Below are 22547 nucleotides of genomic sequence, written 5' to 3' on the forward strand. Positions count from 1 at the left end.
CTGAAAAGAATTTTATATCATGTACAATTGTTTACAGGTGGAGAGTTGAAGCCAGGCTCGAATTTAGTGACCTTCGTTCCAACGAAAGCTTCTTAGATGTAAATCCATAGGTGGCTTATGCGTGTGTATAATTGCCTCTTCTCAAGAGTCGGCAGGAGGAGTGATCAAACCCGGGGACGTCCGTTCTGTGCTCATCACGCCCATTCGAACTAGCTGCAGCATCGGTAGATTTGGGCTCGCACCGGACTTTCTCTGCGACGGGCCCGAATTGGTCGAATGAGCCCTTACCAGACCTACACTGTTGTTGTGAATATCGCTCGCACAGCAGGCGGCAAACTGCAGGAAGCGGACACCGTTGAACAATTCACAGATGATATTGACGTGAACGAAGTTAGCGTTCGTTGCGGTAGTATCAACAATCACTTTTGTCAGAGTCAGACCTCCACTTCTTGGACAAAATATTCATGATTTATCCCGGCCATCAGTAGTGTCTTTCCGGGCGGGATTTGCGCGTTTCTCGCTCGGTTGTAGACTCCAATCGGGTCATTAGTTTCAGGGTCAGCGTTCAACGCATCACGCGCTTGCTCTCGTCGATGCTCCTCCCGCATGTCGATTACCTGAAAGGGATCATAGAAATGCTTGGCGTTTGATCGTAGGCAAGATTCGATTACAGAGTCATCATCTAAATCTCGGCAAATAAGCCTCTCCAACAAAAGGCGGGGATTCACACTTTTGGGAGCGCGCAGTTGCTTCAAAATGCTGCCGTCGCTTGCGCACTGGATGACCAGATACTCGGTCCTCTCTGCCATCAAATATTCCTTTACGTTAAACCCATCGATGTTAGCCACGAGAACATAGACGTCATTGCCGAGCCAACTGGGTAAAGCGGACGTATTCGGTAGCTAGCAGCCCAATGCGGACCTTGCAGGGAGCGTCAGAACCGATACTCTTCACCATTTCGAGTAATAACCCTAAGCGATGGCGAAAGACCGTTTGAATGAGGCCCGTTTTGTCGCAATCCATGGTTGATATGAAAGCTGAGACTCAAAGAATATGGTAACAATACCAGACTTTATTTCAAAGTACCTTGAGGGAAGTATGTGGCACACCACGTCCGTACTTCGGTTTGAGAAAATTCTAGATACAGGTTTCATTTTGTAGATCCCCCGTTGCCAGATAGTGAGCGTTATGGAGGCACGCCTTTTGTGCGGGCTGAAGGAGGGGTTAGCCTCTTTGATTTCCCTAAAGGCTTTGATTTGCAAGAATACGAAGCTGAGTTCTTCACAAGTTCTATTGGTGAGTTTCTCCCTTTCAAGAGACAATGGGGGCGATCTGTTTGGCTGCGAATAAACACCGATGTAGTGGCAGAGAACATCAAATCCGGGAGGGAAATCAGAGCCCTTTGGAAGTTAGAAGAATCGACAAAAAGATTTATGGCAGAGATCGAAAGTGCTCACCTGGGCGATATTCCAGTTGCCGCCATTTCTGATGCTTTCGAGATCGGTGCAGGAGACGACTGTTGGAGCGGGCGCTCACTGCGCCCTAGATCGCCAGAAACGCGCAAAAAACAGCCCAGGCCCACCTGAGTAGGATTACAAGTGAAACTCTATGATAAAATCGTTCAGGAACTAGTGGGACCGGAAGACGAGCCTCGATTTCTTGGTGACCGCATGAGGTGTCGATTCTGCGACGCCACAGGGTCAAAGGCATTTGGAAAAAGGACTAACGCTCATACGTTCCCACGATCTTTGGGGAACCGGAGTCTCTACTTTCTAGACGAATGCAAGAAGTGCAATACCGAAAAGTTCTCACGCTACGAATTCACTGAGAATACGCAGTTGAGCGCTAGGCTAGAACAACTTGGCCTATTTTGATCATTTTCGCATCGACCCCAAGTTCTGGTATCAAGTAGCCGTTTTTGGTCCTGAACACATTCCGCAAATACTGATTTCCGTCAGTGTCCATAAACAGACACCGTAAGTTGTAGCAATCGCCCCAAACCCCTGCAATTGCAACTAGTGGAATGCCTATCGGTAGCGAGTCGACTCTTTCAAATTCTCTGTAGTCAATCCCGCAGGCGCAGGATTGGCGGAAGCTCATGGTGAAGCGTTCGTGATGAGTGGGTATCGTCATTCCTTCAGATCAAAGATGGAAGCCGTAGTCTTGGTCTCGTTCAAGCAGCCCATGATTCAGCTCTCTTGCAGCAGAGTTTCGGCGGCTCTCGCTAGCTTCAAACTCGTCTGCAAGTTCTCTTCCAGCGTGGTGTAGTTCTGTTCTTCGGTCAGCAAGTCGGCCAATGTAGCTACGGACTTGAGATGTGATTTCATCAGCAGCTCGATGCACTGCGTTAAGCCATTTAGCCTGGCCTCGATCCCGGTCGTCGAGCGTTCTTCCAAATTGCGCAATTCCGAGGCGGAGGTCTCGCAAGCCGTCACCAACTGCTCGACGCACGCGAGCAAATCTCGCTCCAAGGCTGTCAGGGATTGGTCCATCTAGTTTGGCTCCACTCTGATGCAAGAAACCAATCGGCTCGCCACCGAACAGGTGCGCATGCTTGATGTTTCTGGCGGCAGGATCAAATAAGTCGCTCCCTCGTGAAGTACCGCCTGGATGCCCAACCTCTCTAGCTGCGTCGAGGCGGCTATCGTTGAGAGTTTCCAGCTCCACAGAAAAGTCAGTCCTAAGGTTGCTGCGATCAACACCATACAGGCCGTTATCACCGCCCAAGGTGAGATCTGAATCAGGAATTTGATCTTGTCGATGTGACTCTGCCAGGTCGTCCCGCTCCAATCCAAAAACGTGCGGGTATCGGCTTCGATTGTATTCCGCGCGAGTGTTACACATGCTTGAATATCGCTCCTGAAGCTCTGCAATTGAGAATCCATCAAGGCGGCGTGCTCTTTTCGGATCTTGTCCAAGTCCGCGTTCAATTTCTCGCTCAGCCGGGTCGGCTTGCCAGTCGTCATGGAAAATCTCTCCTTTCAATCGCCAGCGTTCGCCTGTGTCGGGGTCTTTGGCCGTGATGTAATTTTTGCTTACGCGGGGGATATCGAAACCTGCGTCGGTCAGAGCATCGACCATGCTTGCGCGGTCGGTGATGGTGCCGATGCTGATCTGGTCTAAGATCCATTCGTGGAGTTCTTCGCGGCCCTGTGCCCTAGTTGGGGCCTCAACGGTGGCTTGAACCTCCTGTGTGCGTTCCAGATCCATCGGATCGGCCCAGTCGTGCGTCTTGTTCATTAAGTCGCGCAGACTGTCATAGGCTGTCCGATAGCCAGGTGGCGCGATGTTGAGGCTTTTACCGGTTGTCAGCTCCAAACGCGGTGTACAGAAATGCAGCTCAACTCGGTCTTCGTGGCTGTGCCGGACCCAGAGCAAGTCGAATTGCTCACTGTCCATACCAGCGAATGCCAGTGCCTCGAAGGCGTTCATGACTTCGACCTGCTGGGCTTCGGTGGGTGCGTCCTCGCTGGCAAAGCTGATGACGCCCGCGCGGTAGGTCCACTGATTGCGACTGGCGTCGATCAGGGCCTCGGTGCGGGTGGAATCGCCGCGCAGCACTTCAGGCAAAGGATCGCGTATGACCGTCATGGGCTGGCCATCAGCATCGCGGATTAGATCGCGATTGGAGTCATAGGCCAAGACCTCACGCGTGACGAGATAGCCAACTGGACCAGCACCCGCGCCTTTGCCATTGGGAAAGAACTTGATCAGCATTGTCGTGCCTCATCAAGGATCTTGGTAAGCTGGCGTTCAATCACAACCAGTTGTCGGGCGACGGCCAGCGTATCCATGTCAACCCGACCAATCAGAAGCGCCCGATTCACAACCCGCGCAACCTGGTTGAGGTTACCGCCAATGCGCCCTAGTGCCAGGACCAGAGCGGGGTCGACGCGAGGCGCAGGCTTGCGACGACGTGCTTCCGTCAGACCCAAGGCTTCGCGCAAGAGGGTCGCGGCAGACACTCCGGCAGCTTCGGCTTTGGCGCGAAGCTCAGCCTTCTCAGCAACGCTACATCGAAAGACGAAGGTCTCGGTGAGCGGCGCTTTGGCGGGCGGCGTGCCTCCGCCGGTGGGGTTCGAAGGGGAGGCTTGCCACCCCTCGCAAGGTCCCGTGTCAGCAGCGCCAGCGTATGACATGGGTCGCCTTGCTCTTTGCTCAGACCGCATGGCACAGTTCCTGCTTCGATGGTGCAAACAGGGTCCAGCCTTCGGTGATGAGCCAGCTGCGCAACACGGGCCACTCGTTCTTGTTCGTTGGAGGGAACCTGCCGGGGAGCCAGTAGCCGCGCTCGTTGTTTTCGATGGCTTCAGGAAGTACCCGGTCGATCCAAGCACCAAACATTCGTTCGGTGAACTGCTCCCATTGGCGGCAGCCGAAAGATTGGCGCGAGACGAATTCGGGTTGCGCACTGCCCACGCGCGCCGAGTCGGATGGCCCACCATTCGGCAGATCCGGCTCAAGCGCGAGGTTTTGTTCTATGGATTGTTCTTTCTTTATATAGGAAAGATCACCCATGCGCCCTTTGTCTCTCACGGGCGAACCCTTTCGCCCTTCTGAAAGGCTCATCGGTGCATCCTTTTTCCTCCGGCGAAACGGGATGATTTTTGTTGGGGAGCGAAGGTCGTATTCTGTGTGATTGCCTGCGCCACGCCCTTCAGTTCGAAACAGCCAACCGCACTCGACAAGCTGTTTGAGGCAGCGTTTGATGGTTGCTAGCGACATTCCGACCAGGAACTCATCAAGCGTTTTTAGTGAGGGATTGAGTTGGCCGGTCCTGTCGTTGGTGAACTGTACCGAAAGCGCTGAGGCAACTACCTTAGTTGACGAGTTGAGGTCAGCGCATTGCAGAACGGCCTTGAGCCATTCAAAGCGATTGAGCCTAGACATATGCGCCTCCCGCGATTGCGGACCGGCTGCGAATTTGGTATTCTGTTCGTGCAGATAAATTTGCATTACCGTTGAGGTGGGTGGCCGCCCCCTCAGCGGTTTTTCTTTCACTTTTCTTCGGAAACCAGACCCTGAAAACAGAATAATCCGGACAAAATCCGGGTATGCTGCGGCGGCGGCGCAGTTCATTCGTATTTAACTGATTGATTTTATTGGTCGGAGTGAGAGGATTCGAACCTCCGACCCCTGCCTCCCGAAGACCGGTGCAGAGGTCCAAGTTATTGATTTTTAGTCAAAGGAGCCCTGTTTTTCAGGCGTTATCGCCAATCAAACCAGCCAAGTTCAGGTTCGGCAGGTTCATTGAACCTAAGAGCACTGTCTACATGGTCCGCTAGTTATCTTGGTCTATGTTCAGTGCTAGTTTGTTCTATGCATTATTGCCCAGATCCAGCCCACTTAGGCACGGTGAAGAGTTCTGCCATGGGTCAGGCCATTCACTTTCTCCAGGATAGCGTCTGCGTCAATGCAGTGGTGGCGATACAGATCGCCGATTGTTCCGGTCTGACCAAAATGCTCGACGCCCATGGAGATTGTCTGATGTCCAAGCACTGCCCCGAGCCAGGATAGAGTAGCAGGATGACCATCGATAACGGTGACAAGCTTGCAGTGTGGCGGAAGGTCGGACATCAGGGTTTCGATGTGAGAGCGCGCCGCTAGGTTGCCGCGAGAACGTGCTCGTTGAGCGGCCGTCCATCCGGCATTCAGGCGATCTGCGGACGTCACGGCCAATACCCCTATGTCGCGACGGCCTTCACCAATCATACCGGCAGCCTTGATTGCCTCCGGCGCGACTGCTCCTTGATAGGCGACTACAACTTCGCAATTGGGTCCGGGTTTTCGCAACCAATAGGCCCCATCAATGGCACCTTGGCGGAACTCTTGGTCGACACGTTTTCCGGGCTGTTCAATCGGGTTGGTGGTCAGGCGCATATAGACGGAGCCTCCGGTTTCATCGCGCAGCCATGTGCGCTCATCGGGCTGCCCTTCACCATCGCGCTGTAGGTAGTCGAAGGCCCATTCCATAATCACCGCTAGCTCGTCGGCAAAGGCGGGTTCAAAAGCGGCCAACCCGTCTTGGCTCATCCCGATGAGCGGTGTTCCAACGGACTGGTGTGCTCCACCTTCGGGTGCGAGAGTGACGCCCGATGGTGTGCCAACAAGCAAGAAGCGCGCGTCCTGATAGCAGGCGTAGTTTAGCGCATCGAGGCCGCGACTGACGAATGGATCGTAGACGGTGCCAATTGGGATCAGCCGCTTACCGAACAGCGAATGCGACAGACCCGCCGCTCCAAGAAGCAACATGAGGTTCATTTCGGCGATACCAAGCTCGATATGCTGCCCTTCCGGCGTGAATTCCCATTTCGCCGTCGAAGGGATCCGGTGTTCTATGAAGGCGTCGGCTTGCTCCGATCGGGCGAACAGTTTGCGCCGGTTCACCCAAGGACCAAGGCTTGTCGTGCCTGTCACATCCGGAGAGGTTGTCACTATGCGTTCAGCCAATGGGCTGTCGCCTTTTGATAGATCGTCTAGGATCTTGCCAAACGCCATCTGTGTCGAGATTTCGCGACTGGTGTCGATCTCGATGGTCGGAACATGCAGCTTGTCATCGAAATAGCGGCGCGGACCTTTGGCAAAGAACGGGGTGCTGGCCAGAAAATCCTCGAGCGCGTCTGGGTCTTGCACCTTCACAAGCGGCTCCCATTCTTTGCCTTCTGGCACACCCATATGCGATTGCCACGCGGCGAACTGGCTATTGTTCATCAGCCCGCCGTGGTTGTCCTTGTGGCCTGCAATGGGGGTGCCCCATCCTTTGACTGTGTAGGCCAGGAAACATGTTGGGCGATCATGATCGATGTCGGCAAATGTTTGGGCCATGGTCTCGACGCAGTTGCCGCCGAGGTTCTCCATAAGGGCTGCGAGGTCTGCATCCGTGCGCCGTTCGATCAGAGCGGTCACATCCCCCTGATCCCCCAGATCGTCCATGAGGCGGTGTCGCCAATTCGCACCACCCATGAAAGTCAACGCCGAGTAGTCCTGGTTGGGGCAAGCGTCGATCCAATCACGCAGGCGGTCTCCGCCGGGCTCGTCGAAGGCAGCGCGTTGCAAGACGCCATATTTCACGCGAACGACATCCCAGCTGAAAGCATCGAAGATTTTCTCGATCCGTTCAAACAGTCCTTCCCGGACGATACCGTCCAGCGACTGTCGGTTGTAATCAATGATCCACCACGTGTTTCGTAGGTCGTTTTTCCAGCCTTCCTGCAACGCCTCATAGACGTTGCCTTCGTCCAGTTCGGCATCGCCAACAAGTGCCACCATACGCCCCATCGGGGCGTCTGAACCCCAGCTTTTGGCCTTGATGTAGTCCTGAATGATCGAGGCAAACGAGGTGATCGCGACACCTAAACCTACAGACCCGGTCGAGAAATCAACATCGTCAATGTCCTTCGTCCTGCTGGGATAACTTTGCACACCCCCAAACCCGCGGAAGTTCTCCATCTTTTCGCGGGTCTGATTACCCATGAGATACTGCATCGCATGAAACACCGGCGACGCATGGGGTTTGACTGCAACCCGGTCCTCAGGGCGTAAGGCCGAGAAGTAGAGCGCGGTCATGATCGACACCATCGAAGCAGACGAAGCCTGATGGCCACCGATCTTGATCCCATCCACCTTTGGTCGGACATGGTTGGCATGGTGGATCATCCAATGAGACAACCACAGCAGGCGCTGTTCGACGATCTTCAGTTGGGTGGGATCAATGTGCATAGTGGTCTCCGGGTTCAGGCGGCGCTGCGAGCAGAGTAGGGAAAAGCCTGCTCTAGGTCTGCAAGGATATCTTCGACATCCTCTAGCCCGACAGACAGACGGATCAGGCCATCGCTTATCCCATGCTCGGCCCGCTCTTCTGGGGTATACGTCGAATGAGTCATGGAGGCTGGGTGTTGGATCAGTGTTTCTGTGTCGCCCAACGACACCGCACGCTGGATCATATTCAGACGGTTCATGAATTCAATCCCACCAGACAGGCCGGACTTGACCTCAAACGCTATCATCGCGCCAGGTTGAGACATCTGGCGTTGCGCGACATCATGCTGGGCGAAACTCTCAAGACCTGGGAAATAAACCTCGCCCACGGCAGGATGTGTTTCGAGGAAGGCCGCGACGACCTTGGCAGACGCGCAGTGACGATCCAGACGCAGGTTTAGTGTTTTCAGGCCACGCAGGATCAGCATCGCGTTGAAAGGGGCCATTACCGCGCCGGTCATGTCCTTCATCCCGACAAGTCGGATCTCAGCAATTTGTTCGGCGGTTCCTACAACCAGACCAGCGACTACATCGCCATGTCCCCCGAGATATTTGGTAGCGGAGTGTAGAACGATATCTGCGCCGTGCTCGATCGGGCGGGTCAGATACGGGCTGGCATAAGTGTTATCGACGACGACCGTTGCACCGACCGAATGCGCAATTGCGGCGCTTGCGGCGATGTCCACCAAGCGCATGTTCGGATTGGCCGGAGTTTCGAAATAGACAACGCGGGTTTTGTCAGAAACGGCCGCTTTCAGGTTCTCAGGGTCTGTCATGTCCACATGCGTGATCGTAACCCCCCATTTCGCCAAACCGTGACGCATGAAGGCGAAGGTGCAGCCATAGAGTGTTTTGTCCACAATAACTTCGTCACCTGGCGACAGCAGGGTCCAGAGCACTGCCGTGATCGCCCCCATGCCGCTTGAGAGAGCTAGACCGGCCTCGGCCCCCTCAAGCACGGCAATGCGTTGTTCAAGAAGGTCGCATGTAGGGTTTGAAATCCGGCTGTAGATATGACCATCACGCTCGCCGGCGAACATCTCTCCACCAGCCTCTGCGGTTTCAAAGGTAAACGTGGACGTCAAATGCAGCGGCGGTGTCAGCGCTCCTTCATTTTCCAGAGGCTTATAAGCGTGGTGAATGGCGCGGGTGGCAAATCCGGTTGGACGAGTCATTAGAAGCTCCTGAATCATGCTGAAGCTAGTTTGCGCCTTTACTTTGGGCTATTGGTTGCGAAATATGCCAACATATGTAGCCATGTTGGCATATTCTGCTAAGCAAGAGGGTGAAATGGACGCTAAGGACAGGCAGATCATTCGAGCGCTGCAGCGGGACGGGCGCATGACGAATCAGGATCTTGCCGACGAGGTGAACTTGTCGCCATCACCGTGTTTGCGCCGGGTCAAAAACCTAGAAGCCAACGGAGTGATAAAGGGATACAGCGCCGAAGTTGACGCTGCCGCGTATGGGATGGCTATTACCGTCTTCGTGCGCATTAGGTTGGAGCGACACAACGAAACGGACGTTCTGAACTTCGAGAAACGCGTTCGGATGATCGATGAAGTTCTTGAATGCCATGTTCTTACCGGTGCAATGGACTACCAGTTGCGGGTTTTGGTTTCGGATCTCGAGGCCTACGAGGAATTTATTCGTCACCGAATTCATCCGATCGGTGGGATAGCCTCAATCGATACTAGCTTTGTCTATGGAACAGTAAAAAAGACAGCTGTTTTTCCGCCCGGATAGAATGATCGGTTCAGAATGAGTTGTTCCCAACTGGCTAAACATTTGTCGTGTCCGGAAGTCGTGTTGGGATGAGTCTCCTGCACTCAACCTGAAATCATCTTTGCCTTTGCTTGCTTCGCGCTCCTATATTCGAAGCATAGAAAAACCGGTGTAAAAATGAAAATTTCTGACAAAGCAATACTCAACATTCACGAACGCGAACTCGAAGAACGCTACAACGCCTTCAACAAATCTGCCAATACCCGGAAACGGGTCGTTTATTGGATTGGCTTTCTCGACGGTGCCCTGTCTTCGCACCGTATCGAGGAGGGTGAAGAAGACGCCCTCCTGGCAGAAGCAGGAAAGTTTGCTGAGTTTTTCAACGACCCGGATGCCTCCGATCTGGCGGAAGACATTCGGGCGAAGTGCTTCACGTCTGCAGAAGACTTGATGGGGCAGCTGAAGCAGGTGATCGAGGACAAACGGGCGGAGCTCGGCTCAGGTTCAACTTCCGTTGAAACCGACGAAATTAACGAATTTCTTGGGTTTTGCGCTGGAATCATCTGCGACGGCAAGGTTTTTGAAGCCGAAGTCCGCGCCATTCTCCGGCGCTTCAAATCTTCACCCATCCTGATGAACGCAGGTCCATTCTCAACCCTGAAAGCAGCGGTTGAAACGGCGATGGACGATGACATCCTGACGGACGATGAGGCTGAGGAAATCCAGGAGTGGATTGCCCAACTGGTGGGAGATGGCTTTATCGACACTGGTATCCCGAACATTGGGACAGTTGCAAAGCTGGATGAGCCGATTACAGATCCGAGCGAAATCGCACTTGAGGGATCAGTATTCGTCCTGACTGGCCCAATGCGAATGGGACCCAGGTCTTTCATCATTTCCGAGATCGAAAGCGCCGGCGGAACCTGTGCGCCCCGAACTACGAAGAAAACTGACTATGTCGTGATCTCCGCAACAGCATCACGACACTGGCGCACCACTCACTTCGGCACAAAAATCGAGCGTGCCCGAGAATTGATTGAGGAAGGACAGAAACTTCGCTTTGTATCCGAGGTTGCCCTGGAAAAGGCGATCAAGGCCGCCAAGACTTGACTCAGAGGCTGGCAAACGCAGCTGTGTGATTGGTTCCCGTTGTTCGGGCGATGAACCAATCCATTTATCCCGACAGATACTTTGACGCCGTCCCTTTGAACTGCCGGATGAAGTCCTCGTATTTCGAATGAAGGGAATTGATGTTCTGGATGTGGTGTGAAGCGGTTGCCTTGGCGCCACCGACCACGAAATGTTCCAACTCTTTCACCCCGGTGACATTTCCATACGCGCGCAGAGCATCGCTGCACAGAACGGCATCGGATGGAATTACGGGATCCAGAACCTTCTGGATTGTCAAATTGGCCCGGTCCGCGATCCTCTGGGCCCCACTGCGATCAACAACCGTCAGGATCGGCAATTGCCATTGGCTGAGGCCCCTCTGCATCTTCACGCCCAGCTTGTTGTATTCATACCAGCGCAGACGCGGAGGTTTCGGGTTGTTGTCTGGGTCTCGCTTGTATCTTACCCATTCACGGGAACCCTTCCGGGACTCCTTCTTTTAGGTTTCATCCACTTCGACGATGCCGGAAAAATGATCGTCGGATGAATCACTTAGACCCTGCATGATGATCAGGCGCCAGCACCAGATTGTGTGCTTGTCCAAGCTGAGACGATTGGCCAACTGCCTAATTGAAGAAGGTGTCCGCGTTCCCAGCATATCCCGGATAACTTCGAGAAACAGATCTGGCCGATGAATGTGCCTGATCCTGGAAGTTTTCCCGCCGCAGAAGGTCTTCTTGCAACCCGGACAGCGGTAGCGTTGAACCTTGGTTCGAGTTCGGCCCCATTTCTGGCGTCGGTCATCGCCGCAATGCGGACACTTGTGTTCTTGTTCTGTTCGTTATTCAATCTCAGCCAGGGCTTCGGTTTTTCTCCGAACATCCCTAATCTTTGTTCTGGCGTCCTCGACCTGCGCCGGGTTCAAGTCATGAACCTGGTCGAGGAATTGCCGAAAGTCGTGTGCCTGCACGATCCGCTCCGCCGTTTTTTAGGAGCTATATTGGCCAATTGTGAAGATCCGAAGGCCACTCGGAAATTTTCCCAACACGATTTGCGGACACGACAAAACAATTTAGCTGACTTATTTATTCCCGCCTCAAATTCCCATTGTCAGCATCGCTATAGAGAAGACATGCAGCATGTGCTGCGTCACTTTTGAGAAGATTGCGATGATCAAGAAACCACACGAAAAAACAAGGTTGGCAAAATACGTCGAGCGCAGGGTGCTCGAATTGAAACCGACCAAGAGCCAGGCTGAGATTGCCGCCCTGGCCGGCTATGTGAACCAGAACATGATCACGATGATCAAACAGGGTAGCTCCAAAGTGGCGCTCGATCGCGTCCCGGCGCTGGCGGTTGCGCTTGAGGCGGACCCTGCTTTCGTGATGCAGCTCGCTCTGGAGCAAGCAATTGGTCGGACGGCCGCTGAAGCAGTCGTGGAGGTATTCGGGGAGCCCGTCACGGCAAATGAAGTTGGCTGGCTGCAAGCGATCCGTGAGGCTTCCAATAATACCGATCCAAGGCTGACGAGCAGGTCCCTGGCTGCGATCAACGCAATCTTCCGGAAATAAAAACCATGTGTGAAAAGAATGACGATTTGACTCCTAATGAACGCGCCTGGCTGCGCTTCCTGCGCGATGTTAGCAATGAAAGTGATCCCGGCATTACTTTGCGCCAAGTGCAGTTACTTCGGCGTCTATGCAGGCCTCAGGCGGCTCGATGAAAATGCGTAGCATTACTGTGGTGGGGATGGTTGAAGTGCTGGGCTTCGTCGGATCCCTCTGGAAACAAAAAAATTGTAAGTGATGTCCTAGTTGACGGACACGAAAACGAGCTCTGGCAAAACCACCTCCCATGCATCGCGGCGGAGAGTGTGCTGGAAGGCTTCACCTGAGTCTTCCTTCCGCCATGTAAGGATAGCGGCGACTTCACCCCGATCAAACCTGGTATTTGGCGGTGGTGCGAAGGATTTGGACATCCGGCTCAGCACTTGCCCTTTTTCATTGTGTAGCAACCAGCGGTCGCCGTCCTTTACCAATAACACTGCATCACCGACGCGTGCCTCATTAACAGCACTCAGAGAGGAGTGGCCTGGATTCAGGCGTCCAGCATAGGAAAGATCAACCATCCGCGCCTCAGCCGCTTGAAAAAAGCGACGGGGACCAGGCAACGCGTTCATGTCAGGCGTCACGCTACGGGTCAGAACTGAAGGTGCACCTGTTGGCAGGTATTCATGGTTGTCGTTGCTCATTACTACAAGGCTGCGGCGGGCACGCGTCATAGCGACATAGAACAGTCTACGGGGTGCGTCCTGATCTTCGGACCGCGAGGGCCGCTCCCACCCGCCATCGAGAATAACCACATCGTCAAATTCCAGACCTTTTGCGCGGTGGGCCGTCAGCAGTTTTAGCCCTCTTTGTTCATCCCAGCTATCACGGGACCATTCCGCGAACCATTCGACAATGTCTGGGACGGGCAGGCTGCGCGACCCAACCTCGCGTGCCAGTAGGCCTAATCCTTCGCCAATACGATCGGTCCAGCGCGAATGCGAGAGTGTGTTCAGCACTTCGGTCAACTGTTTGATCGAGTAAAGCTTTGAGGGTGTCTCGCGTAGGGCTTTGACAAACGTCTGCATCTCGCGCATCCGCCATAGGCTAGGCATGTTCTCGTTAGCCATTTCAACCGGTATTCCGAGGTTTTCGGCGAAATCGCGCACTGGTATCAGCTTTCGCCAATCGCGCGAGATAATCGCGGCGCGTGACCATGTCCAATCGGGGTCGAGACGAGAGAGGCGGATCAACTCGTCTAGTGCGGCCATAGCCTGCTCTTCATTACCAGCGGGGCACTCAAGGATCTGCACACGGCCCTGAGCTACTGGATCCAATTTGGCCAGAGATCCACCGGCGTCAGCCTTCGTCCGGGCCTGATCTACGGCAATATCATGGCCAAGTTTCATACGCGCGGCGGCCCCTGCGATCACGGCGTTGGCGGTGGCGACGATATGACCGGTAGAGCGGTAGTTCTCGGTTAAGAAAACCGGTTTTGCGGCGTAGTCCTGTTCAAACTGGCGGATGTAGCGGATCGATGCACCGGAGAAGGCATAAATATTCTGGTCGTCATCACCCACGGCAAAGAGACTGAGTCGCAGATCGGGATCGTCCAGAGTTCTTCCTGCCACAGCAGCGATCAGCGCGTATTCATCTGGACCGATATCCTGATATTCATCCACTAAAATCCAGCGATACCCCTGTATCAGTGTTTCACGTAGCGCTTCGGCCTCTTGCTTGCTTAGACCGTCACCCCGAAGCAGTGCCGCAGCCTTTTGCAATAGACCTTTGAAATCGGGGATGTCGGCTGTTTGAATGCCCGCGAAACTAGCTCCGACCAGGCGCATAGCCAGTGAATGCACCGTTGAGACGGTTACTAAGGTTGAGTCATCTCCAACTAACCGGCGAAGGCGTTCACGTATTTCAGCGGCTGCGTGACGGTTGTAGGCCAGCACGAGGATACCGCGGGGATCCTCGCGTTTGATGCGCAGCAGATAAGCGATGCGATGAACCAGGACACGTGTTTTGCCCGAGCCTGGTCCTGCCAGCACAAGGACGTTGGTTTGTTCCCGGTTGTCACGCACAATTTTTTGCTGCACCGGATTGCCCAGGTTTTCGACAATTGCCTTATAGGTGGCGCCAGTGGCCTGACGCCGGAATTCGGTCCCGCGCCCCGGCATCCATCGGCGCATGAAGGCGTCTTGCTCCAGCACGAAATAGTCGTCGGACAAGCGCTGCGCTGTCTCAATGTTTTCCAGTCCTTTTTCCGCGTAGGCTGCCATCACATGGGTTTGGATGGTTTGTTCGTCATAGTGTTCCTCGAGTGGTGCGAAATGCTGGACGGTGAAACCACCTCCTTTGGAGCCAAGATGCACCGTTATGGCAGGGCGAAAGATGGACAGTCCGCGTCCCAGCGTAACCACCTGCTGTTCATGCATCCACAAAAGTGATCGGTCCATTAAGCGGTTTGGGTCTTTGATACTGGTGCGCAAAAGCGTGTCGCCGGTAATCGTGGACAGCATCGCTCCCAGAGTGGTCTCGACCTGAATGTCCTTGCCGTGTGTGCCTTTCGGCACGAGGGTCAGAAGATGCGCCAGTAGGCGTTGTGCGCCCTGATGGCGCAACTCGGCGGTTTGAGCGACAAAGCGCCAAGACTGTTGAAGTCGCACAAGGATGCTACCGCGCACGGATTTACGCAGAGAAAGGTTGCCACGCCCTCCCTCCGTATCACGTCCATCCTGTGCCATACCGCGCAGAAGGGTCTCCACCAGATACGGACGCACCTCGCCATGGCCGCGCTGTTGCAACTCCTGACAGGCAATGGAAAGGTTGAACGGAATCGGTTCAGCCTGATCGGCATCTGGGGCCATTTCGCGCATCACGGCGATTAGGTCTTCTTCTAGTCGCGCTGCCCGATCCAGCCGAGCTTGCGATGCGTCGGTCACGCCATAGTGCACAAAAATGGTTATATTGGTGTCGTCGCTGGCAATACCAATCGCCTCCAGATCGGTCAGCGCCTTGCGCAACTCAGCGGAGGAGAGCCCGCTAGTTCCTGCTAATTCGTCGGTGGAAACACCTTCTCCCACTGGTGTGTTTACGATATGGCGCACTATCGCCAGCAGTTGCTTGCGCCGAGCGCCCGTGATGTCTGCCTTATCCAACAAGGTGGCGGCGGTATCCACATCGCGCACGAGTAGGGAGGCGGGGAAGACCTGCACGCTGTTTTCTTCACGCCGCAACAGACTCGCTTCCTCCAGCCAAGCAACGGCGGTCTTTACGCGCGTGTCTTCAGTGTTGTTGTCACGCTGGAATTCAAAGTCTTTTTCTTCTCTCACGATCTCGCCCGGAGTGGCGACGATCTTACCTTCGTCTCGAGTGCGCACATCCAATCGACGTAGCGCTTTAAGGATGGCACCTATTTCATGCCGCGCAAGGCGGGAACGGGCCGAAAGGCTGAATTGGCGTTCAACATCCTCGGTGTTGAACAATAACACGCAGCTAGCGGGGTCGCGGTCGCGTCCCGCGCGTCCTGCCTCTTGTAAGTAGTTCTCCAACGAGCCTGGCACGTCGCCGTGGACTACTAGGCGGATGTCAGGTTTGTCGATGCCCATGCCAAAAGCGTTGGTTGCAGCAATCACGCGCAATTCGCCGGTCCGGAATTGTTCTTGGATCTCGTGCTTTTCTTCGGGAGGTAGGCCAGCGTGGAAACGTTCGGCGCTGACACCCTGTTGTTTCAGGAATTCGGCCACGCGTTCTGTCGCACCTCGGGTCGCGCAATAGACCACGGCTCCGGAGACGCCAGAGGCGGGCAAGCCCTGCTCGATCGCGTTCAGAATATCTGCGAGTTTCGTCGTGCGCTGGGTTTCACGCACCGAAAAAGAAAGGTTCGTGCGCGACGCACCACCGTCCAGCAGGATCAGATCCTGATCCAGTCGTGTTTTGAAATGCTCTCTTATATCGCGCACTACCTCGGGTTTGGCAGTGGCGGTAAGGCAAAGTATCGGAGCGGGGGCGTCGCCGGAGTTTTCTTTGATGAACCGGCTGACGTAGCGGTAGTCGGGCCTGAAATCATGGCCCCATTTTGAGATGCAATGTGCTTCGTCTAGCACCCAAAGGCCAATTTCGCGTTGTGCCAGAGCGCTGCGAACTGACTTGTTGCGAAGCTGTTCGGGTGAAATCATCAAGATCGCAGCATCACCCATGCGCACTTTGTCCAGAGCGTCGTGCCGTTCAGGCAGCGACAGAAGGCCGTTGATCGTGACGGCGGAAGATATACCGGCTCTCGCCAGGCCCTGCACCTGATCGGCCATGAGTGCGACTAGCGGTGAGATAACGACGGTTAGCGCACCGGTCTTGTCGAACCGTGAAAGGGCTGGAATCTGATAGCAGACTGACTTGCCAGTTCCGGTTGGAAGGATGCCCAGAACGCTTTTGCCTGCCATCGCCTCAGCTACAATGCGTTCCTGCAAGGGTTGACCGAATTCGTCCACGGGTTCGGGTCTGAAGGACGGAAAGCCGAACCAGCGATCTAGCGCCCTTTTAGGATCGTTGTGTTCGACACACCATTGGCAAGAGTCATCGTTACAAGCAGCCTCTCGCAAGTGACGCACAATCAGAGAAGCTTCGCGGAATTGCATGCGAACCCAGGGAGGCATGACGCTGTCGCCGCCAGCAACAGAAATCCACGACAAGGCATAGGCCAAAGGCCAGGCAAGGTTCGGGTTTTCCATCCGGCTAAGAGTCTGTTCGAGCCGATGCAAGCAGACTTGTCCAGCCAAAAGGTGGCGAACGGCGTCAAAAGCTTCTTGTTTATTGGGTCTGCTAGTGCCTCGCACAGCAGTAAAAAGAGCGTCAAACCCTCCGCTGCGTGGGGGGCGTGTGGCAAGGAAATGATAGGCTGTCAGCGCATCTGGGGTCGTGGTGTTTAGCTTGGCGAACGCCTCGATCTGGTTTTGCAGAACCTCGAAGACCAGACGTGCATCCTTTTCGGGATCGTTGACATGACCCGTTTGCAACCGTCCGTCTTGATAGTGTTTGACTAAATGGTGATAGGGGTTGCGCGGGAAGGCCAAAGGATTGAGCCAGAGTGTGTCGACTGGTGCCTCTGCCAAGGCGGCAAAGCGGGGCGCAGCAGCGACCAGGTGGGGCAGGTCGTGGTGCAAGATGTTGTGGCCGATGACACTGTCGAAACCTTTACAATATGTGTCGAGTTGCGACAGTGCTGAGGCGGAGCTGCTTTTTTCGACGAGGGCTGGTCGGGAGTCATCGTTCGTTGTGGCAGCCAATGCGAATATCCGAGCGGATTTAGGATCCACTTCCAGGTCAATCGATACACAGCGCTCAAGAAAGCGCGAAATGTCCACCTGACCGTTCGTTATCATTGCTCGCCAAATTTTCTCTTTTAGTGTCTTCTTGATAGCTACCGGATTACAGACAAAAGAGAAGGTGCGTTTCAAATTGCTCTTCGCAATGTGGATTCCTCGCACTCCTCAATGGTTGCATAAGGTTGACAAAGGTTTACATCCACCCCTCGCGGGATCGGCGGATGTAAACCTTTCGACCTCAAAAACACCCCAAAATCAGGCCAAAGGTTTACACTAAGTTTACATTAAGTTTACATTAAGTTGACAGATTTCACCCGAAAACCAATTTTTCAAACCAAAATGTAAACCTTTGAACCAGACAAACTCATTAAACAAAGGTTCTCAGACAACACATATCCGAAGACAGGCCAGAAAAGCGCGCATAGCGACGAAACACAGGCCAGCTAACACGTGACACACAGAAGAACACGGATGCAACTCAGGCCAGCGCACAGTAAGCCTGAGAGAGAACCTCATAGAGAGCAAACACACTCGATCAGGCCAGGCAGTATTTCGAGCTACTCCGGAGACGAAATACCGACGATTGCTCATAGACAGGAAATAGATGCACCTAGAGAGAACAAACCTAAGAGAGCGTATGTGCCTAGAGAGAAGAGGTGTGAGAGAAAGCCCCTAGAGAGAACACGCATAGGTAAAGTGATAGATCGATCGCAGGGGAAACGTAGGAGGGAGTATCCATGGGCGGAGCCCAATTTGCGCTTGTGTTTACCAGACCCTTTGTATGCTCCGTTGCTTCTAAGTGCTAATTGGGAAGCCAGTAACTTGCTGTGAAGCGTATTGAAGGCTGCACTTTGATTGTATGTGCTGTTATTCCTTTGGAAATTCGTATTGCGACTTCAAGAGAGTAGCTTCATTGAACCCTTGAGGCGTCGTTCCACATCTTTTGCAATCGCCATAAGTCTTTCCTGTCGAGTTGGCTCACTAACAGCGTCGCTAACCGGTATAGGCCTGCTCTCGACGGGGCGATCCGACTTTTCATTGTTCGACCGGCTTGGAACGTTTTTTGGTTTATGCGGATTCTTAGATTTTGCCATTGCCCCTAACTCCTAACCTCATCGAAAATAGAGTGATGATTGTTTTCTGGCAACCGCCCGGAGATCAACACCAGCAACACAGGCGTGTCGCCCCTTCGCACCAGTGACGCAGTCGTATAACTTGCAGTTCGTTACGCCCTACTGGGCGGGTCAAAAACTGCTCGGGGGCCAGGAGTTGGACAAACTATCAGTCATGCAAGCTTTTCGCCGTATCGTTGAACGCGGTAGTTTTGCCCGTGCGGCGGAAGACCTTGGTGTTTCTCCTGCGCTTCTCAGCAGAGAAATCAAGCTTCTGGAAGAAAGTCTGGGAACCGTCCTCCTCACCAGAACGACCCGATCCATGTCACTGACTGACACCGGCAGTCTTTATTACGAAGATGCAATTGGAATTCTCGACGCGGTCGAAAAAACGGAACAGACCATCAGGGAAGGTTCCAAAGCGATGCGTGGGCACCTTCGGGTGAATGCGTCAAGTTCCTTCGGCCAAACCGTTATCGCACCGATGCTTCCAGAGTTCTTGGAAACTTATCCAGATCTGCGATTTACTCTTTCGATGGACGACAAGGTGATCGATATGGTCGAGGGCGGGTTTGATCTATCGATACGTATCCGCGCTGCCATGCCGGATTCCGCACTTGTTGCCCGACGGATCGGCGTGATGCGGCAAAGAATATTTGCGTCTCCCGACTATTTGGAGCGATGTGGGACGCCGACCCAGCCGGCGGATCTGAAAACCCACGCAATCATCGGCTTTTTGCTTGCTGATCATTTGACGAGTTGGAAGCTCTCGGCCGCCGACGGCGTCACATCATTGGAACTTGATCCGCGTGTGAGGGTTGGCAACAGCCTCGTTTTGCGGGATCTGCTGATAGCGGGGCAGGGTATTGGAACTCTGCCCGAGTTCGTTTCTGATGCTCCTGAAGCCAGCGGGGCCTTGGTGAGAGTTCTTCCTGACCACGAATTGCCCGCGCCAGAAGTATTCGCCGTTACAGCATCTCGCTTGGGAATGGACGCAAAGGTTACAGCCTTTCTTGATCATCTGCGTCTGGCTCTCAGGTCCTGACATTATTCAATACAGGTAAAGAGTGATGTCAAAGAGCGTGACTTAATTGGCGGCGCCACAAATTCCATTCTCTCAGGGAACAAGTCACAGCCCTGAGAGGTATCCTATGTCACGTATTCTCGTTCTCTATTATTCAAGCTATGGCCACGTCCGCACATTGGCCGATGCCGAAGCTGAAGGCGCCAGAAGTGTTCCCGGCACCAAAGTTGACGTTCGGCGTGTGCCCGAAACTGTCCCTGAGGAAGTCCGCCAGCAGGCTGGCTATGTCGTGGATGATACGCCTATCGCCTTGCCGGCTGATCTGGAAAACTATGATGCAATCATCATTGGAACACCGACCCGATTTGGCATGATGGCTGGCCAAATGAAGTCCTTCCTTGACCAGGCTGGTGGGCTTTGGGCCAGGAATGCACTGGTTGGTAAAGTCGGGGCGGTTTTTGCATCTACGGGCTCGCAACACGGTGGGCACGAGGCGACCCTTCTGACAACGCAAGTCCCGCTTCAACACTTTGGGATGCTGATTGCCGGAATGCCCTACACATTTTCTGGCCAGACTACATCAGAAGAAATCATTGGCGGCGCACCATATGGTGCCGGAACGATCGCCGGTGCTGATGGTTCCCGCATGCCTACCGAAACTGACCTTGCCGGAGCGCGGTTCCAGGGCGCTCATGTTGCAAGGATTGTAGCGTGCCTCGCTGGATCAAATCTGCAAGAGGAAGCAGCTTAACCTGCGCTGCTCTGACGTCTCACTCAACTTCTCAAACGCCTCAGCCGGGAGACATACAATGTCGCGCTCAACCGATATTCTTCTCACCTCACTCGCCCCAGCGGTATGGGGAAGCACTTATCTGGTAACTACCGAAGCGCTCCCGGCTGGCTATCCGATTACCCTGGCTGCGTTACGGGCTCTGCCTGCTGGCTTGTTGTTGCTTGCTCTGACGCGCTGCGTTCCACCACGCGAATGGCTCGGTCGAACTTTCGTCTTAGGCAGCCTCAACTTCTCCCTGTTTTGGGTGCTCCTCTTCGTTGCTGCGTATAGGTTACCTGGTGGTGTGGCCGCCACCCTGGGATCGTTGCAAGCGATGATCGTGATTCTGATGGCGTGGGGATGGCTGGGAACCCCAATCAGACTTGGTGCGCTCGGTGCCGCCACAACTGGCGTAATGGGTGTGTCTCTGCTGCTGATCGGGCCAGAAGCACAACTTGATTGGATCGGTATAGCAGCGGGTTTGGGAGGAGCTGCGTCAATGGCAGCTGGCACTGTTCTCAGCCGGAAATGGCAACCTCCGGTCTCGGCGCTGAGTTTCACAGCGTGGCAATTAACAGCCGGTGGTTTGATACTGCTGCCAATCGCACTGTTCCTTGAGCCGCCTCTACCTGCGCTTAGCGCGACAAACGTCGCCGGCCTTATTTGGCTTGGGTTGATTGGTGCTGCAGCTACCTATGCTCTTTGGTTTCGTGGCATAGCGCGCCTGGACCCCAGTGCAGTTTCGATGCTCGGCATGATGAGTCCTGTTACAGCTGTCGTGCTCGGCTGGGTATACTTGGAACAAACGCTTAGCTTCACCCAGTCCATAGGAGCAGTCATAGTAATTGGCTCTGTTGTGGTCGGCCAAAGCGTGAGTCGCAGGGACAATTCGAGTTTGAAAAAATGGAGAGCGGTAACGGCTGGATCTACCTGATGGGTGCAGAGCTGCAAACAACGGACCCAATCACGCAAGTGGGCGAGGAATGGCTCAGCGCCTCGCTCAAGCTCGTTCGACGGATCCCTACAATATCGAAGTCCTAGGTTTCCTTACGCATGATTAAGGGGATGGGTTCTGGCGCCGCAGCATCCGGGTGTTCCAAACCTCCTATTGGGCCATGCGGTAACCAGAAGTCGAAGAAGGAGGTTGCAGTTATGAAGAAATATTACTCATTGCTATTTCCTTTGCTTTAGTAATGAACATATGTATAATACAATAAAATAAGGCACTTACGTCTGATCTAAAACACAAACACAAGAAGAAGTTACCTTGCAGGACGTTGTTGGTTACATACGCGTATCTACTCCTAGACAGGCACAAGAAGGTGGCAGTCTGGATGAGCAAGGTTATGTGGTTCGTGGTTATAGTGAAGAGAAGAACCTGAACCTGCTGACGATCGAAGAAGACGATTGCTCAGCTGCTGGTGCACAGGGTCATCTGTATCGTCCTGGCCTTCGAAGAGCTATTCAAATTGCTGCGGAGAAAGAGGCAGCGATCTTGGTGCCCAGTGTCGATCGTCTCGCGCGACATCCGGCCGTGCTTGAGGACCTCTTCGAGAGCAACGTTCAGGTGATCTCAATAACTGAGCGTCGCAGGGTTGGGCGTAATTGTCTGGAACGTCTTCTTCTAAAGGCTCAGCGTGATCGTGACGAAATAGCTGGGCGTGCACGTTATGGAATGGCAAACGCCAAGAAGCGCGGCGTCAAGATGGGGAACCGGACCAACCTCCCTGTCGCACAGCGCAAAGGATCGATCTCCAATGCTGCGCGAGCTGACCGTAAGGTGCAGGAGCTCGCTGACTTTATCGAACGCACGGCTGGATGGGAGAAGATGACCCTCCGGGAGAAGTTGGAATTGGTGAACCGTTCTGGACTGCACAATCTCATCAGTGAGAAGCGTGACGAACGACGTCCTTGGACGGAAAGCAGCATTCGGAAACCCCTCAAGCGCGCAGAACAAGAGCTGTTGCTGCGCGAAGAGATTGAAGACGAGCCGGTCATCATCGCGCCGAATTGGTCTTGGGATGAGCCACAAGAGATACCGGCCGACGATATGGGTGTCGATGCTGTCCGCGAAGCAGCGCTCTACGAAGACACGACTGTCGCGGACGCCTACAAGGATCATCCGGAATTCGGAAAGTTCTGACGCGTAATGGTTGTAATCGTGCTTGTGCTCCG

17 protein-coding genes and 1 pseudogene are annotated in these 22547 nt (G+C 54.1%); 9 read left to right on the top strand and 9 right to left on the bottom strand.

The features are described from left to right. Positions 1-434 precede the first annotated feature (434 nt). Complete coding sequence (locus AC2FID_RS08440; RefSeq protein WP_170666092.1) at positions 435-809, bottom strand: hypothetical protein; 375 nt, start codon at positions 807-809, stop codon at positions 435-437. Between the two features lie 360 nt (positions 810-1169). Between AC2FID_RS08440 and AC2FID_RS08445 the strand changes: the two genes are divergently transcribed. Continuing rightward, positions 1170-1586: a hypothetical protein gene (locus AC2FID_RS08445; protein WP_496697841.1), complete on the top strand. Its 417-nt coding sequence runs from the start codon at positions 1170-1172 to the stop codon at positions 1584-1586. Between the two features lie 556 nt (positions 1587-2142). Here the strand turns inward: AC2FID_RS08445 and AC2FID_RS08450 are convergent. The 5 genes from AC2FID_RS08450 to AC2FID_RS08470 form a co-directional block, all read right to left on the bottom strand. Further along, positions 2143-3717 carry a relaxase family protein gene (locus AC2FID_RS08450; RefSeq protein ID WP_170367310.1) on the bottom strand — a complete coding sequence of 525 codons (1575 nt, stop codon included), beginning with the start codon at positions 3715-3717 and terminating at the stop codon, positions 2143-2145. Beyond that, a complete protein-coding gene (locus tag AC2FID_RS08455) occupies positions 3711-4139 on the bottom strand; it encodes a plasmid mobilization protein (RefSeq protein ID WP_082643591.1) in 429 nt (142 codons plus the stop codon). Before AC2FID_RS08455 ends, AC2FID_RS08450 begins: the two co-directional genes overlap by 7 nt. 19 nt (positions 4140-4158) lie before the next feature. Continuing rightward, entirely contained in the window at positions 4159-5079 is a 921-nt protein-coding gene (locus tag AC2FID_RS08460; protein ID WP_496836337.1) for a hypothetical protein, read from the bottom strand. A gap of 267 nt (positions 5080-5346) precedes the next feature. Then, positions 5347-7719 (bottom strand): thiamine pyrophosphate-binding protein, encoded by a 2373-nt coding sequence (locus AC2FID_RS08465; protein ID WP_496836339.1) that lies wholly within the window; start codon positions 7717-7719, stop codon positions 5347-5349. A gap of 14 nt (positions 7720-7733) precedes the next feature. Further along, complete coding sequence (locus AC2FID_RS08470) at positions 7734-8933, bottom strand: methionine gamma-lyase (RefSeq protein ID WP_496836341.1); 1200 nt, start codon at positions 8931-8933, stop codon at positions 7734-7736. A 115-nt stretch (positions 8934-9048) separates the two neighbouring features. Here AC2FID_RS08470 and AC2FID_RS08475 point away from each other — a divergent pair, with 115 nt between their 5' ends. Together AC2FID_RS08475 and AC2FID_RS08480 are read left to right on the top strand one after the other, a co-directional pair. Beyond that, on the top strand, positions 9049-9504 hold the full coding sequence (locus AC2FID_RS08475; RefSeq protein WP_496836478.1) for an Lrp/AsnC family transcriptional regulator: 456 nt from the start codon (positions 9049-9051) through the stop codon (positions 9502-9504). 156 nt (positions 9505-9660) lie between these two features. Beyond that, entirely contained in the window at positions 9661-10593 is a 933-nt protein-coding gene (locus AC2FID_RS08480; protein ID WP_496836343.1) for a BRCT domain-containing protein, read from the top strand. A 64-nt stretch (positions 10594-10657) separates the two neighbouring features. Here the strand turns inward: AC2FID_RS08480 and AC2FID_RS08485 are convergent, their stop codons facing one another. Together AC2FID_RS08485 and AC2FID_RS08490 are read right to left on the bottom strand one after the other, a co-directional pair. Beyond that, positions 10658-10978, bottom strand: coding sequence for a hypothetical protein (locus tag AC2FID_RS08485; RefSeq protein WP_496836344.1), 321 nt, complete (start codon positions 10976-10978; stop codon positions 10658-10660). A gap of 114 nt (positions 10979-11092) precedes the next feature. After that, a pseudogene (locus AC2FID_RS08490) lies at positions 11093-11374 on the bottom strand (IS1595-like element ISTme1 family transposase); the annotation flags it as partial. Here AC2FID_RS08490 and AC2FID_RS08495 point away from each other — a divergent pair. Together AC2FID_RS08495 and AC2FID_RS08500 are read left to right on the top strand one after the other, a co-directional pair. Beyond that, positions 11285-11752: a hypothetical protein gene (locus AC2FID_RS08495; RefSeq protein WP_496836346.1), complete on the top strand. Its 468-nt coding sequence runs from the start codon at positions 11285-11287 to the stop codon at positions 11750-11752. The pseudogene AC2FID_RS08490 and the gene AC2FID_RS08495 overlap by 90 nt on opposite strands. Before the next feature lie 10 nt (positions 11753-11762). Then, positions 11763-12164: an XRE family transcriptional regulator gene (locus AC2FID_RS08500; RefSeq protein WP_496836348.1), complete on the top strand. Its 402-nt coding sequence runs from the start codon at positions 11763-11765 to the stop codon at positions 12162-12164. 239 nt (positions 12165-12403) lie between these two features. Here AC2FID_RS08500 and AC2FID_RS08505 read toward each other — a convergent pair whose 3' ends face one another. Next, positions 12404-17503 (bottom strand): RecQ family ATP-dependent DNA helicase, encoded by a 5100-nt coding sequence (locus AC2FID_RS08505; RefSeq protein ID WP_496836349.1) that lies wholly within the window; start codon positions 17501-17503, stop codon positions 12404-12406. 1176 nt (positions 17504-18679) lie between these two features. Here AC2FID_RS08505 and AC2FID_RS08510 point away from each other — a divergent pair. From AC2FID_RS08510 to AC2FID_RS08525, 4 genes are all read left to right on the top strand, one after another. Then, the gene (locus tag AC2FID_RS08510; RefSeq protein ID WP_496836350.1) at positions 18680-19621 is read left to right on the top strand and encodes a LysR family transcriptional regulator; all 942 of its coding nucleotides are present in this window, start codon (positions 18680-18682) and stop codon (positions 19619-19621) included. A 106-nt stretch (positions 19622-19727) separates the two neighbouring features. Then, positions 19728-20351: an NAD(P)H:quinone oxidoreductase gene (gene wrbA / locus AC2FID_RS08515; protein WP_496836351.1), complete on the top strand. Its 624-nt coding sequence runs from the start codon at positions 19728-19730 to the stop codon at positions 20349-20351. 58 nt (positions 20352-20409) lie between these two features. Next, positions 20410-21306, top strand: a complete 897-nt coding sequence (locus AC2FID_RS08520; protein WP_496836352.1) for an EamA family transporter — start codon at positions 20410-20412, stop codon at positions 21304-21306. A 333-nt stretch (positions 21307-21639) separates the two neighbouring features. Next, positions 21640-22515 carry a recombinase family protein gene (locus AC2FID_RS08525; protein ID WP_496836354.1) on the top strand — a complete coding sequence of 292 codons (876 nt, stop codon included), beginning with the start codon at positions 21640-21642 and terminating at the stop codon, positions 22513-22515. The last annotated feature ends 32 nt before the right edge of the window (positions 22516-22547 follow it).

This window comes from Ruegeria sp. CDSC068 (assembly GCF_059610545.1).